Here is a 15,014-nt window from a genome sequence, read left to right on the forward strand (position 1 = left end):
TCCTTCATATTTTTATAAGAAAAGTGATAGTAAAAATCCGCCAAGCACGCCGCCAACAACAGCCGCTGCCAAATTGACTACCGATTTAGAAAATTTACCGCCCGTTAAAAGGGAAGCAGTGAATACACCAATACCTGCTGCAACTGCCATATCTACCCAAACTGTTCCAGATTGATAAATCATTGACTTTGGAATACCATGATTAATTGTCCAAACTGTACCAACGATAAAGGCTGCTGCCATCCAACCTCCGATAGCGCCCCATTCATCAACCATTTTCCCCCACATCATTCGAATAGTAAAAGGGAATAAAAAGCCACCTGCAATTGTTGCTAATGCAATACCAATGCTCATTATTGACACTCCTTTTTAGACTAATTGATTTTTGTTTAAACGCTCTTCTTCTTGAATATTCATGCCAGGTTCTGTTTTTTCTTGCTTTGCTTCTTGTTTTCTTGCCATATCTTTTTCAATTGCGGCTGCCACGATTCCAGCTAAAACTGCTCCAATCGCAACAAGTCCAATGGTTGGAAGCGAACTTACTAAATCGCTACCACCTTGCATAAAGACATCACGCATAATTCCGCAAATCCCAATTCCAACAGCCATATCAACAAACGCTGCGTCTTCATCATTCTCGATTAAACCAACATAGTGATTCATAAACCACATTGGTCCGATAATAATGAAAGCTGCCAGATAACCTCCAAAAATACCATAATTAGCGGCAAGTGGAGTCCAAACACTCATAACAATCATACCTGCGATACAAAAACCAATCATTCCTCTAAAGAATTTCATAATAAACTCCTTTCGAAAATAGTATTGTCATGTAAAAATAAATTTACATAGTTCCCAGTTATTACGTTGCGTTTTATTACGTTTTTAATGCACGTTTGTGAGTTCTTGTAAGATAGCTTCTTTGGATGGATTAACGAGAGATTGAACAGCAGCAGTAAATGCGCCTTCAACTAATGGGGCATCAATTATTGTTGTTTTTTCTAGAAGTTCAGTTTCTAATAATTCGAGTGCAGTTTCTGCGCTTAAGATAGCGCTTCCAATATCGCAAAAAATATAAATATGTTCAGAATTAGTGCAGGTTGCGATATTATCGGCTATCATGACTGCGTTTGTGCCAAGACGCCCGTCGCCAGTTCCGCCAGAAGAAATAATATGTACTGTATCTCCAACCATTTCAACAATCATTTCTTGGAGGCCCTCAGTGATTTTTTGACTGTGAGATACTAAAACAATACTTATCATTTGGTTGCTCCTTTCTGTTTTTAATTGTGTTTAGTTGCTATTTAAATCCTAACATACTTGTTTTTTATTGTAAAGTGTTATCTTTTGTTGTGTTTTATAAAATATATTTGTGTTTTGTTATTTTTTTGGTTAATATGTATATACATAAAGAAATTATTGATAGATAAAAGGAGGGCGAGCAGATGTTTCCATTTGAAAGACAAAACAAAATAATTCATCTACTAGACCAAAATAGCAAAATAACTGTACCAGAATTAAGTCGTATCTTGGATGTCTCGATTAGCACCATCCGAAATGATTTATCTTCATTAGAAGAGAGCGGGATGATTAAAAAAGTACACGGGGGTGCGGTACTTTTAAAAAGCGAAGAAAAATTTACTAATTTTAATGATCGGATTATCCGCAATATTGAAGAAAAAGAAATGATTGCAAAAGAAGCAGCGACTTTGGTTAAAAACAATCAAACAATTATCCTTGATGCCAGTTCAACAGCCCTTGCACTCGCAAAAGAATTACATGGTTTTTCTAAACTGACTGTCATTACGAGTGGCCTTTATACAGCGATTGAACTAAAGGACAATCCGAATATTAGCGTAATTTTAACTGGAGGGATTGTAACGACGAATTCTTTTACCCTTGAAGGGATTCTTGGCGCTAATTTAATTGAAAATATTCATGCGGACTTATGTTTTATGTCAGCAAAAGGTTTCACTATGGAAGAAGGCTTAACGGATTTCAACATTTATGAAACAGAACTAAAAAGACTTCTTGCCAAACGAACTAATAAACTGATTGCACTCCTAGACCATACAAAAATGGGCGTAATCTCCACTGCAAGTATCACCGCAGCAGAAAATATCGATTTACTCATTACCGACAGTAAAATAAATAGAAGTTTATATAAAAAATTCCAAGATGCGGGACTTCCGGTCAAAATTGCAGAATAAAATAGAAAATAAACTCTTTGGGCGCTCGCTGCTTCAAAGAGTTTTTTTATTCGCAGTTTTAAGTGAAAAATGCTAATTTAGTTTGTTCTATATGAATTAAAAACATATTTATATTTGATTTGTAAGGAATAAACTCCTGTATTTTTCGAGATTTACCAAGTTTGTTCACAAAAAAGACGAAAATAATGTCGTTTATTGCACTAGAAAATAAATTTGTGAACCTTTACATTGTTGATATAAAAGCGGTTTGTTTGCTTAGAAAGTTATATTTTAGGGAGGGTTATTATAGCCCAATACACCGTTTATTTGTGTGTTAGTATAACTTATGTAAGATAAACATGAATCAAAAAGAAAGGAGACTTCGTGTGAAACAACCTCAAAAATTATTTAAATACTTATTTATAATAATGATAATGGGAATTAGTTTATGGATTGGATTAGGGCCAGAAATGGAAGTTCATGCAGCTACTCTTAACGAAAGTACTCCCATCAATCAACTTTTCCCTGATCCGGTTTTAGCAGAAAAAATACGATCAACAACAGCCAAGCCAAGTGTAGGTAGTACGGTTACGCAAAGTGACTTAAACAAAGTAACTTATGTAAATATCCAAGGTTATGGGAAAGAACCTATTAAGTCAATTGAAGGAATGCAGTATTTAAATGAACTGAGCTATTTAAGTTTAGATGGGAATCAGGTGAGCGATTTAACTCCTCTGGCTAACGCAACTAAGTTAACCTATTTAACATTATCAGATAATAATGTTAGTGATGTTAGCAGCTTGAAAAATTTAAGTAAAGTATATTTGATTGGTTTAAAAAATAACCAAGTAGAAGATATTAGTTCACTTTCAAATTTAACAGCTTTAAAATACCTTTATTTAAATGGTAATAAATTGAGTGATTTAAGTGCTATTGCCAACCTAACAACTTTAGATATACTAGAAGTGAAAAATCAACAAGTAACAAAACAATCAGTAGCATTCCAGAATAATCTAGTTTTACCAAACACTATTAAAGATACCAAAGGAGCTTCCATTGCGCCTACCAATATTAGTAATAACGGTACTTACAGCAATAACAGCTTGAATTGGTCTTTACCAGAGTTAACAAATGAAGTAACTTATAGTTTTAGTCAAACTGTGACAGCTGGAAGTAAAATATCGACTGAATTTAGTGGAACAGTGACTCAACCTATTCACGAAACTATATATCACACAGCAATATTCGATGTGGATGGTGTACAAATAAATGATACAAAAGAAATTAGTACATTAATAGAAGAACCGCCCACTCCAACAAAAGAAGGTTATACTTTTATAGGTTGGTTTGATGAAGAAGGAAACGAATGGGATTTTTCAACAGACAAAATGCCTGAAAAAGATTTAACTTTATATGCTCGTTTCGATAAAGATACAAGTGAAGTGGTGGTTCCAGAAGAAGGAACCGAAACTCCGGCAGAAGAAGTGGAAGTACCAGAAGAAGGAACCGAAACTCCGGCAGAAGAAGTGGAAGTACCAGAAGAAGATACGGAAACTCCGGCAGAAGAAGTAGAGGTACCAGAAGAAGAAACCGAAACTCCGGCAGAAGAAGTAGAGGTACCAGAAGAAGAAACCGAAACTCCGGCAGAAGAAGTGGAAGTACCAGAAGAAGAAACCGAAACTCCGGCAGAAGAAGTGGAAGTACCAGAAGAAGGAACCGAAACTCCGGCAGAAGAAGTGGAAGTACCAGAAGAAGGAACCGAAACTCCGGCAGAAGAAGTGGAAGTACCAGAAGAAGGAACCGAAACTCCGGCAGAAGAAGTAGAAGTGCCAGAAGAAGATACAGAAACCCCTGCAGAAGAAGTGGAAGTACCAGAAGAAGATACGGAAACTCCATCTGAAGAAGTGGAAGTACCAGAAGAAGAAACCGAAACTCCGGCAGAAGAAGTAGAGGTACCAGAAGAAGAAATCGAAACTCCAGCCGAAGAAGTAGAAGTGCCAGAAGAAGAAACCGAAACTCCAGCCGAAGAAGTAGAAGTACCAGAAAAAGACACGGAAACTCCAACTAAGAAAATGGTAGCTTCCAAACAAGTACAGGAAATATCTGCTGAATCAACGACCCTCATAAAAAATCCTGAAATATTAGAAACGATTTCAAGTGATGTTGTCGAAGAACCAATTGAAAATAATAAAAAAGCAGTTAAATCTATTAATTTAAATGCTGATTCAAGCAAATCACAAGAAAATACTAAAGATGACAGTGATTATGAGGAAGTAAAAAGTAATAAAATCGCAGAGAATAAAAAAGTATCGACACAAACAAGTTCATTTTTACCTATTATAGGCGATAGTCAAAATTTCTGGTTTTCTTTAATGGGAATGATAATTATGGCTCTATCACTAGTATTTGGTAGAAAAAAACGTCTTTAAGAAAAGATAATGGCAAGAACAGTCTAATATAGTCATACTTAAAAGTTGGAATAAAAAGCTTACTTTTAAGTGATACTATATAGAGAGTCTGTTCTTTTTTTTGTTTAAAAAAAGGATAATTTGATTTTCTAGTCCTAATAAAAGACGTTGAATCAATAAAATGCTATAATTTACTCATACTACTGAAGGGAATGTGATTTTATGAAGAAATTACCTACAACAGAAAAAATAGTTGAAATTAGAAAAGAAGCAAAACGTAGTAAAGCGATTGAAGCGTATAAGTTTTTCTATCCAACAGTTTCAATGATTTCAAATTTTGAAGCACTCGAAAGTTTAGGTGCACATGCAAATAAAGGTTTTCTAATTCAATTAACAACACCAGATATCAATGCCCTTACTCAAAATTCAGATACACCATACGGCTTAGGATATGGAGATGTAACTGAGGGACCTGTAGTTTTAGAATTAGTTCCAGGACCAATCATGGGAGTAATAGATGATGCTAACTTTAAATATGTTACGGATATTGGATTAACCGGTGAAGAACAAGGTAAAGGTGCTAAATATTTATTTGTATCACCAGATTATACAGGCGAAGTGCCAGAAGGTTATATCGTTCGCAGACTTGCCAGCAATCGCTTCTTGATTTGTTTACGTGCAGTAGTCAAAGGAACAGGTACAAAAGAAGCATTTGATTTATTAAAAAAGGTAAAAATTTATCCACTAAAAGAAAAAAATGCGCCGGAAGCAAATACATTCCAAGATTTTTCTCATAAAAAAGCAGCTGCAACCCCTTACTTTGTAGATGGGAAATTTTCTTATTGGGAAGAATTGAAAAAAGCCCTAGATTTAGATGCTCTTGATAAAGAATATTATCAAATGTATGGCTTATTGGCAGAATTAGGTATTGAAAAAGAGAAAGCTTTCGAACCAAATGATGAACTAAAACAATTATTAACAGAAGCAGCAGTTGCAGCGGATGAACAAATGACCATTAACGCATTTGCAAGTGATGTTCCAGAAAGAATTGTCTGGGATGGTAAAAAATGGGAATGGGTTGTTTATGGTGGTGACAGTGGTTACTATTTAGAAAACCATTTATCACTTGCTGTACGTGAACGCTGGTTTTATCAAGCAACATTGGAAACTCCGAAAATGTTTATGCGCCGTGAAGGTAGCGGTTCAATCTATTGGTTAGGTATTCGAGATAAAGACGGTAATTTCTTAGACGGAGAAAAATCATATACACTAAAAGTACCAACTCCAGTACCTGCAAATCTTTATTGGTCCGTTACAGGATATGATCTTGATACTCGTTCTGAAATTGTTTGCGATGGAAAAATACCTGTAATAAGTTCACTGAAACAAGATTTTGAACCAGATGCAGATGGAAATGTTACGCTATACTTTGGTCCGAATGCGCCAAAAGATTCTTCACTACCTTGGATTCAAACTGTTCCAGGACATGATTGGTTCGTTTATTTCCGGATTTATGGCCCATCAAAAGCAGCCTTTGACGGAAACTGGCAGTTAGCAGATTTTGAAAGAATAGATTAAATGAATAAAAAAACAAGCCGTCTATGTTGATAGATGGCTTATTTTTTTGCTTATTTTTTTAATTCCCGTTCCATTTGCAAACGTTGGACTTTCATTGTTGCGGTACGAGGAATTTCATCATATTTCATCACAATGGGTTCGTTCATATGTGGTAAATCAGACACAGCTTTCCACCAGGCATCCCAGTTCATTTCCTCGTCGTTATGCACTGCGATAATTGGTTGGGGGCTGCCGTTCTTGCCTCGAATAATCACTACCTCATCTAAAAAGGTAAGCGTATCGAGCAATTTATCTTCAATAGCAAGAGTACTATCAATTGTTGCTACTAAATCAACTTGCCGATCTTGTAAAAATAAACGCCCTTGTTCGTCTTTCATTCCATAGTCACCACTATCCCACCATGGCCCATAAACATTTTCCTCAAAACGAGCATCTTCTTTGTAATAAGTAAGGGCGCGACCTTTTGAAAGCATCTGAATATTACCGCTAACTCCAGGTGCGACAGGATTTCCTTCTTGATCAACAATGCGAACTTCCGTTAAACCAGGGACACCGATTCCCATATCCCGAGCGTTTAAAGTTTTAATTGATTGTAAAGTATGACCGCGTAAAATCATTGGACCGCATTCACTTTGGCCATAAATTTGTAAGAAAAGTGGTTTCTTATATTCAGAAGTACGAAGGAAAACGGCCATTGTTTCTTTATTTATTGCATCAAAAGTAGAATGATAAAATCTGATGCTTTGGAAGACTTCTGGCTTGTCGCGAGCAAGTGATGCCCATTGAACAAAATGATTTGGATGCGTTTCAAGCACATAAGGTTTATATTCACGTAATACCTTTTCAATATTCGTTTTGGATGGATTGGCAATTGGCAGTAGTGGGAAACCAAGTGACATTAAAGAAGATACACCAATATTAAAACGAGAATGAACAGGAGAGATATGGAAAGCAACAAGACCTCTTGGCTTGATAAAATTCAGAATACGTCTTTGATATTTTGTTCTCCAGCCCATCGAATTAGCAGAGTGCGCAATTAATTTTGGCACACCTGTTGTTCCGGAAGTGTGTGTCATGTATGCAATCATGTCTTTAGGGAGCTCTTCTTGCGCGCATGTATAGCCGCTAAGAGGAGCTTTGAATAATTGTTCAGCATTGATCAATCTGTCGTCTGGTAAATTGTTTAATTGATGACTTTTGTCATAAGTTTCTGAATCAAAAAGTAACCAAGGTTGGTCAAGACGATTAACGAAAATATCAATTGTGGATGCAGGCAGGTGAGGCGAGACCATAATTGGCACAGCTCCAATGTATGAAATTGCAACTGCTAAAATATAGGAATCAAATTTGGCAGATTTATAAACAATTACTTTTTCTTCTTTGCGTACACCGAATTTATGTAGATGAGCTGCTTTGTTGATTATAGCTTCTTCGCATTTTTTGTATGTTGTATGTAAACCTAGTTCGGGAAAAGTAACAAGCTCTTCGTCGAAATAAATAGGCATTTCTGGATAGCGTTCTGCAGATTTTTTAAAATTGGTATAGAGATTAAGAGGTTCGTACTTTTTTATTGTCATATGGCGAGGCTCCTTTAACATTTGATGTTGTTATTATAGCACTTTGTCGAAATATTGAGGAGGGGCGTATCAAAATATTTACCGCAATTTAAAGAAGTCAGTAAATTGGTTCTTTTCTTTCTTTGAGAAATGCTTCAGACGCCCTATAAAGATACCGGAATTAGTGCTATAATATGTTAATATAATCACAAACTTTTGGCTGGAAGAAAAAATTTCAAAAAAAGTGGAGGTACACAAATGAAAAAAAGGTTAGCTACAATGTTCATCATGCTACTATCACTTGTATTAATTTTTGCGGGCTGTGGAAGTAATGACACAAGTAAAAGTGATGCAGCGAAAACAAAAGACAAAGAAAAAGACAAAACAGAAGTAACATCAGGAGCGTCAAAAACAAGCTACACAGATCCATCTAAATTAAAAGATACATATGATATCGTTATTATCGGTGCAGGTGGCGCGGGAATGTCAGCAGCATTAGAAGCAAAAGCGAAAGGATTGAACCCAGTAATACTTGAAAAAATGCCGCTAGCAGGTGGAAACACGATGAAAGCATCTTCGGGTATGAACGCATCAGAAACTAAATTCCAAAAAGAACAAGGAATTAATGATAGCAATGACAAGTTTTATGAAGAAACATTAAAAGGTGGTCACGGAACAAACGATAAAGAAATGCTTCGTTTCTTCGTAGACAATTCCGCAAGCGCAATTGACTGGTTGGATTCGATGGATATTAAATTAAACAACCTAACTATTACAGGCGGAATGAGTGAAAAACGTACACATCGTCCTGAAGATGGCTCAGCAGTCGGTAAATACTTAGTAGACGGTTTACTAAAAAATGTACAAGAAGAAAAAATACCAGTATTCGTTAATGCAGATGTAAAAGAAATTACCCAAAAAGACGGAAAAGTAACAGGTGTTAAAGTAAAATTAAACAACAAAGATGAAAAAACAATTAGTTCAGATGCTGTAGTTGTAACAACTGGCGGCTACGGAGCTAATAAAGATATGATTGAAAAAGAACGTCCAGATTTAAAAGGATATGTAACAACCAACCAAGAAGGAAGTACTGGTGACGGTATTAAAATGATCGAAAAACTTGGTGGAACAACTGTCGATATGGACCAAATACAAGTGCACCCAACTGTTCAACAAGAGAAATCTTACCTTATTGGTGAAGCTGTCCGAGGCGAAGGTGCAATTTTAGTTTCTCAAGATGGTAAACGTTTTGGAAATGAATTAGACACGCGAGATAACGTTACGGCTTCCATCAACAAATTACCAGAAAAATCCGCATACCTAGTTTTTGATGCAGGTGTAAAAGATCGTGTCAAAGCTATCGCGCAATATGACGAAATGGGCTTTGTGGAAGAAGGCAAAACTATTGATGAATTAGCTAGCAAAATCAATGTTCCAAAAGAAGAACTAACGAAAACAATAGATACTTGGAATACAAGCGTGAAAAACAAAAAAGATGAAGCATATGGTAGAACAACAGCCATGGATAATGATTTATCTAAAGCGCCATATTACGCAATCAAAATTGGTCCAGGAATTCATTACACAATGGGCGGCGTAAAAATCAATACAAATACAGAAGTCTTGGATAAGGACGGAAAACCAATCACAGGCCTATTTGCTGCGGGAGAAGTAACTGGTGGCTTGCACGGGGAAAATCGTATTGGTGGGAACTCTGTCGCTGAAATCATTATTTTCGGACGTCAAGCTGGCGATAAATCAGCTGAATTTGTAAAAGCGCAATAACACTTTCTTAACCATTAGTAATGTGATTAATAAAAACTTGCTAAGACGCTTATGCTAAACGTTTTAGTAAGTTTTTTTATTGGCTAAATAGAGCGCTAGTGTAGTACTATGGGGAAGTACAGCATAGTCTTTGCTAAGTTTATGAAGGAGGAAGTTTAATGTTAAAAATGGGTTTTATTGGAAATGGTAAAAGTACGAATAGATATCATTTACCTTTTATTTTAGAGCGAGATAATATCGAAGTGAAGACAATTTATAATCGAAATCCAAAAACTGCTACATGGGATAAAGTGGAAGGTGTACACTATACGACGGATTTAGATGAACTATTAAAAGACCCAGAAATAAAGTTAATTACAATCTCCACGACACAAAGTTCTCATTTTGAATATGCAAAAATGGTTTTAGAAAATGGAAAAAATGTGCTCGTTGAAAAACCGTTTATGATGACTTATGATGAAGCTAAAGAAATTTTCGAGCTTGCTAAAGAGCGTGATTTGCTAGTCCAATGCTACCAAAATCGTCGTTTTGATTCCGATTTCCTCACAGCTCAAAAAGTAATTGAAAGTGGGAAATTAGGAGATTTATTGGAAGTGGAAATGCATTATGACTATTTCCGTCCAGAAATCCCAGAATCCGTTCATGAATTTAAATTTTATGATAGCTATTTATATGGTCATGGTTGTCACACAATTGATCAAGTATTGTCTTACTTCGGAAAACCGGATAATATTCATTATGATGTGCGTCAATTGCTCGGCGAAGGGAGAATGAATGATTACTTCGACCTTGATTTGTACTATGGCGTAACAAAAGTCTCTGTAAAATCCAGTTATTTTCGGATAAAGGCTCGTCCAAGCTTTGTCCTATATGGCAAAAAAGGAATGTTTACAAAAGAAACGAAAGACCGTCAAGAAGAACAATTAAAACTATTTTATATGCCAAACAATAAAAACTTTGGTATTGATTTGCCAGAACACTACGGAACGCTTACGTATGTGGATGACGCTGGAGTTTGGCATGAAGAAAAAGTCATCTCTGAAGTGGGCGATTATGGTCGGGTTTATGATGATTTGTATGAAGCAATAATTAATGGAAAACCAAAACAAGTTACTGATGAAGAGACATTATTGCAAATGCAAATTTTAGAAAAAGGCGTTGAAGCTTGTAAATAAAGAAAAGTGTCCGTGAGAGCAATCTTGCGGACGCTTTTCTGAATTAAAATGACCGTTTTCGTTCAAAAAAATATCCAAAACAATCTAAAAAATGAACTTTTTGCATAATTAGCCCATAATATTGAATGAATTAGTTCATCGTGATATAGTGTAATCAAACAAGTGAAGCGCTTACTTTGTTGGGAGAGGATGTGAATTATGAAGATATCCAATTTAATTAATGAAGACCGAATTATTTTTGATAATCGTATTCAGACCAAGGAATTATTATTTGAAAAAGTGGCGGAAGTGCTAGTTAAAGAGGGTTCAATAACTAATACGAAAAAATTTATCCGCGACTTATATAAGCGAGAAGAAGAAACTTCCACAGGAATTGAAGCAGGTTTTGGCATTCCTCATGCAAAAAGTAAATATGTAAAAGAACCATTGATTGTTTTTGTTCATTCTGATATTATAAATGATTATTTTGGATTAGATGATTCACCAATTGAATGTAGTTTTCTGATTGGCGTTCCAAAAAAAGCAACAGACGTTCATCTTCAAATATTAAGTGAACTATCCAGAAAGTTAATGGACGAAAAGTTTCGCGAAAAATTAAAAAATTCCAAAAACAAAAATGAAATTATAACAATTTTATCGAACTAAGGAGGCGTTTCACATGAAAATAGTTGGTGTTACTGCTTGTCCCACTGGTATTGCTCATACGTATATGTCTGCCGAAAAATTAACAATAACGGCGGAAGCTCTTGGTTACGAAGTGAAAATCGAGACTCAAGGAGCAAAGGTAGAAAATGTTTTAACGAAAGAAGACATCGCTACTGCTGATTATGTCATTTTAGCAGTGGATAAAGAAATAGATACTTCCAGATTCGCTGGAAAGAAAATTAAAAAAGTATCTACTTCTAGAGCGATTAAAGAGGCTGATGTTGTTATCGATGAAACTATTTCAGGCAAAGGATTAATCAGTTTGGAAGCAAAAAGTGCAGATGTCAGTTCTGAACAACCATCAAAAGCGAGTTTGTATAATCATTTTATGAACGGTGTTAACTACATGTTGCCGTTTGTAATAGCTGGTGGGATTCTAATTGCTATTAGCTTTGCTTTTGGGATTGATGCTTCTAATCCTGATTCAGATTCCTATAACGCGTTAGCAGCTGCATTTTCTAAAATAGGTGGAGATACTGCTTTTGGTTTAATGGTCCCAGCACTTGCGGCCGGAATAGCGGTTTCTGTGGCTGGTCGAGCAGGATTTGCTCCAGGACTTGTTGCAGGGACGCTGGCGACTGTTGGTGGGTCAGGATTTCTTGGTGGGATGATTGGCGGTATTTTGGCTGGTTACGTAGCACATTTCTTTGCTAATAAAGTAAATGTAACGAAATCACTTGCTTCGATTTATCAGTTAATTGTTGTACCTCTTTTAGGGATTACGATTGTTGGGTTGGCGATGGTGTTTATAATTGATACACCAATTGCATGGGTATTAAATGCACTCACAGGTTGGTTAAACGGTCTTGGTGAAACATCAGGCGTAGTTTTTGGACTACTAATCGGTGTCATGATGGCAGCAGATATGGGTGGGCCTATTAATAAATCTATTTCAACCTTTTCCATTGGCTTGATGTCAGCTGGTGTAACAGCGCCAATTGCAGCTTGTATGGCAGCTGGAATGGTTCCGCCACTTGGACTCGCACTTGCCACTTTATTATTTAAAAACAAATTTACAAAAGAAGAAAGAACAGCTGGTAATTCTTGTTGGGTATTAGGTGCATCCTATATCACAGAAGGAGCGATTCCTTTCGCAGTTGCCGATCCACTTCGAGTTATTCCAAGCTTGATGTTAGGTTCTGCAACAGCGGCCGCAATTTCGATGGGAGCAGGAGTTACTTCTATGGCGCCTCATGGTGGGATTTGGGTAATGTTCATCCCGAATGTTATTAACCATCTATTTATCTATTTACTAGCAATTGCAGCAGGTACAGTCGTGACGGCAATTTCTGTCGGACTATTGAAAACCCCATTAAACAAGCGAAAAAATAAAGAGGAGATGATATAATGTTATATACAATGAAAGATCTTTTAGCAGTAGGAAAAGAACATCAATTTGCGGTACCAGCATTTAATATCTGTAGTTTTGATATGTTAAAGGCGATAATGGAAGAGGTGGAGGCAAATAATGCTCCTGTAATTCTAGAAATTCATCCAGATGAAATAGAGTATCTCGGTGATAACTTTGTTGCAACAGTAAGAGAATATGCACATAGAAGTAAGGTGCCGGTCGTTATTCATATGGATCACGGTGGAACAATTAAAGATGTGATGCGGGCAATTAGAAATGGCTATACTTCTGTCATGATTGACGCTTCAAGAGCCAGTTATGAAGAGAACGTGGCGTTGACTAAGCAAGTAGTTGAATTAGCTCATAAAGTTGGTGTTTCTGTGGAAGCAGAACTTGGAACAATTGGAAATAATGGATCAGCGGAAGGCGGGGCGGACACCATTATTTACACTGATCCGGATCAAGCCGAAGATTTTGTAAGTAGAACTGGTATTGATACGTTAGCAGTAGCCATTGGAACGGCACATGGCTTGTATCCTAAAGATAAAAAACCAGAACTGAATATGCCACTTTTAAAAGAGTTAAATAAGCGTTTAGATATTCCTTTTGTACTTCATGGTGGTTCGGGAAATCCGGACAAAGAAGTGAGCGAATCTGTACAGTATGGTGTTAGGAAAGTTAACCTTAGTTCAGATCTGAAAAGTGTGTTTTTTGAAGAAGTTCGCCGTGTTTTAGTGGACAATCCTGCGATGTATGAACCAAATCAAGTGTATCCATCAGCAAATGAAAAAGTAAAAGAAGTTGTAAGACATAAATTACACATTTTAAATACTACTGGTCAAGCAGATAAATACTAATATGAAGGGTAGAAGCGCGAGTTATAGTGCTTTTGCCCTTTTAAGGAGTGGAAGAATATGTTAAGTGCAGCGAAGGAACGGCAACTAAAAATCGTTAATCGACTAAAAGTGGAACAATTTATGCGGATTATTGATTTAGTGGAGCTTGTCAATTACAGCGAAGCCACTGTTAAACGGGACTTAGTAGAATTAGAAAAAGAAGGACTTGTAAGACGAACAAGAGGCGGCGCAATGATTATCGATAATAAAAAAATCGATTTGCCTTATTTAATGAAAATGAACGAGCGAAGTAATGAAACAAGCAAAATAAGAATTGCAGACATTGCTAAATCACTTATTCGTGATGATATGGTGATTTTCTTAGACTCGAGTTCCACATCGCTGCATTTAATAGACGTTTTAAGTAAATTTGACGGTTTACAAATTATTACTAATGGGGTCATGACGGCTTCAATGCTGTCAGAGTTTACTAATGCAAGAGTTAGTATTTTAGGAGGTTCCATTTTAACGAAGCGATATACGGTGAATGGTGCAAAAGCATACAATGATGCCCTTACTTATAATGCAGATATTGCCTTTGTTTCTTGCCGAGGGATTGATTATGACAAAGGTGCAACAGAAACTCATGAAGGTGAAGCGCTCATCAAACAAGCTTTCAGGCGCCAATCAAGTTCGCTCGTTTTACTTGTTACAGAAGAAAAAGTTGGACACAAATTTATGCATCAAAGCCTAGCATGCCATGATATTGATTATCTTATTACAGACTTCAAACTGGACACTACAGTAGAAGAACAGTTTAAAGCCCATCAGATTACTTGTTTATATTAGATTTTGTACTTAAATAGGCAAAAATAATCGCAAGTACTAAAAGTAAAACAGGGACTACTAATAAACTCCCGAAAAAGTGAATGTCATTAAATTCTTCGCTATCTAATAGTGATAATAATATGACATTTTTTTGAATAACATTTAAAACTTGTAAGCCCATAAAACTTAGCATACTAAGTATTAATGAAACGAAACTAAAAATTTTGAACATGTTGTACCTCCCTTTTGTGGTGTATCTCTTAATGTAACACAAAATAATAAATATTTGGTAAATCATAAAATCACATTTATATAAAGTTGGAGTGGAAAAACTCATATTACGATTGATTATTAAATAGAGAACAGGCAAGAATCAAGTATATCTCATTTTGCAAAATGTTGTTATATAATGATTCTTGCTTTTATTTTTTTAGCTAACGACAAGTCACATAAATATCTTATTGTTTAGGCTCGACTAAAAAGTTTATTTTGTGACAATTCAATGAATTTTTAAAACTCTCCTTACTTTTAACCAGTTTCTTGCTATACTTATTTTAGAAAAACAGAATCAGTATAATTTATAGAAATAATATGATATACACA

The 15,014-nt window shown here is 35.9% G+C and carries 14 protein-coding genes; 9 read left to right on the forward strand and 5 right to left on the reverse strand.

The features are described from left to right. Nucleotides 1–12 precede the first annotated feature (12 nt). From LWE_RS01595 to dhaM2, 3 genes are all read right to left on the reverse strand, one after another. Nucleotides 13–354, reverse strand: coding sequence for a Lin0368 family putative glycerol transporter subunit (locus LWE_RS01595; RefSeq protein WP_011701160.1), 342 nt, complete (start codon nt 352–354; stop codon nt 13–15). A gap of 15 nt (nt 355–369) precedes the next feature. After that, on the reverse strand, nt 370–801 hold the full coding sequence (locus LWE_RS01600) for a Lin0368 family putative glycerol transporter subunit (RefSeq protein WP_011701161.1): 432 nt from the start codon (nt 799–801) through the stop codon (nt 370–372). Between the two features lie 84 nt (nt 802–885). Further along, nucleotides 886–1,263, reverse strand: a complete 378-nt coding sequence (dhaM2, locus tag LWE_RS01605; protein ID WP_011701162.1) for a dihydroxyacetone kinase phosphoryl donor subunit DhaM2 — start codon at nt 1,261–1,263, stop codon at nt 886–888. Between the two features lie 182 nt (nt 1,264–1,445). Between dhaM2 and LWE_RS01610 the strand changes: the two genes are divergently transcribed. The 3 genes from LWE_RS01610 (at nt 1,446) to LWE_RS01620 (ending at nt 6,175) form a co-directional block, all read left to right on the forward strand. Then, nucleotides 1,446–2,210 carry a DeoR/GlpR family DNA-binding transcription regulator gene (locus LWE_RS01610; protein ID WP_011701163.1) on the forward strand — a complete coding sequence of 255 codons (765 nt, stop codon included), beginning with the start codon at nt 1,446–1,448 and terminating at the stop codon, nt 2,208–2,210. Nucleotides 2,211–2,575: 365 nt separating this feature from the next. Continuing rightward, on the forward strand, nt 2,576–4,618 hold the full coding sequence (locus tag LWE_RS14240) for an Ig-like domain-containing protein (RefSeq protein WP_011701164.1): 2,043 nt from the start codon (nt 2,576–2,578) through the stop codon (nt 4,616–4,618). 201 nt (nt 4,619–4,819) lie between these two features. Further along, the gene (locus LWE_RS01620) at nt 4,820–6,175 is read left to right on the forward strand and encodes a DUF1254 domain-containing protein (RefSeq protein ID WP_011701165.1); all 1,356 of its coding nucleotides are present in this window, start codon (nt 4,820–4,822) and stop codon (nt 6,173–6,175) included. Between the two features lie 50 nt (nt 6,176–6,225). Here the strand turns inward: LWE_RS01620 and LWE_RS01625 are convergent, their stop codons facing one another. After that, entirely contained in the window at nt 6,226–7,752 is a 1,527-nt protein-coding gene (locus tag LWE_RS01625; RefSeq protein ID WP_011701166.1) for an AMP-binding protein, read from the reverse strand. Nucleotides 7,753–7,989: 237 nt separating this feature from the next. Between LWE_RS01625 and LWE_RS01630 the strand changes: the two genes are divergently transcribed. The 6 genes from LWE_RS01630 (at nt 7,990) to LWE_RS01655 (ending at nt 14,432) form a co-directional block, all read left to right on the forward strand. Next, nucleotides 7,990–9,516 carry a flavocytochrome c gene (locus LWE_RS01630; RefSeq protein ID WP_011701167.1) on the forward strand — a complete coding sequence of 509 codons (1,527 nt, stop codon included), beginning with the start codon at nt 7,990–7,992 and terminating at the stop codon, nt 9,514–9,516. Between the two features lie 158 nt (nt 9,517–9,674). Next, complete coding sequence (locus LWE_RS01635; protein WP_011701168.1) at nt 9,675–10,691, forward strand: oxidoreductase; 1,017 nt, start codon at nt 9,675–9,677, stop codon at nt 10,689–10,691. Between the two features lie 198 nt (nt 10,692–10,889). After that, a complete protein-coding gene (locus tag LWE_RS01640; RefSeq protein WP_011701169.1) occupies nt 10,890–11,336 on the forward strand; it encodes a PTS sugar transporter subunit IIA in 447 nt (148 codons plus the stop codon). 13 nt (nt 11,337–11,349) lie between these two features. Then, complete coding sequence (locus LWE_RS01645; RefSeq protein WP_011701170.1) at nt 11,350–12,744, forward strand: PTS fructose transporter subunit IIC; 1,395 nt, start codon at nt 11,350–11,352, stop codon at nt 12,742–12,744. Further along, entirely contained in the window at nt 12,744–13,604 is an 861-nt protein-coding gene (locus LWE_RS01650; protein ID WP_011701171.1) for a ketose-bisphosphate aldolase, read from the forward strand. Before LWE_RS01645 ends, LWE_RS01650 begins: the two co-directional genes overlap by 1 nt. Before the next feature lie 57 nt (nt 13,605–13,661). Then, nucleotides 13,662–14,432 (forward strand): DeoR/GlpR family DNA-binding transcription regulator, encoded by a 771-nt coding sequence (locus tag LWE_RS01655; protein WP_011701172.1) that lies wholly within the window; start codon nt 13,662–13,664, stop codon nt 14,430–14,432. Here LWE_RS01655 and LWE_RS01660 read toward each other — a convergent pair. Continuing rightward, nucleotides 14,416–14,643 carry a hypothetical protein gene (locus LWE_RS01660; protein ID WP_011701173.1) on the reverse strand — a complete coding sequence of 76 codons (228 nt, stop codon included), beginning with the start codon at nt 14,641–14,643 and terminating at the stop codon, nt 14,416–14,418. The two genes, LWE_RS01655 and LWE_RS01660, sit on opposite strands and share 17 nt — an antisense overlap. Nucleotides 14,644–15,014 lie beyond the last annotated feature (371 nt).

Source organism: Listeria welshimeri serovar 6b str. SLCC5334 (assembly GCF_000060285.1).
GTDB lineage: Bacteria > Bacillota > Bacilli > Lactobacillales > Listeriaceae > Listeria > Listeria welshimeri.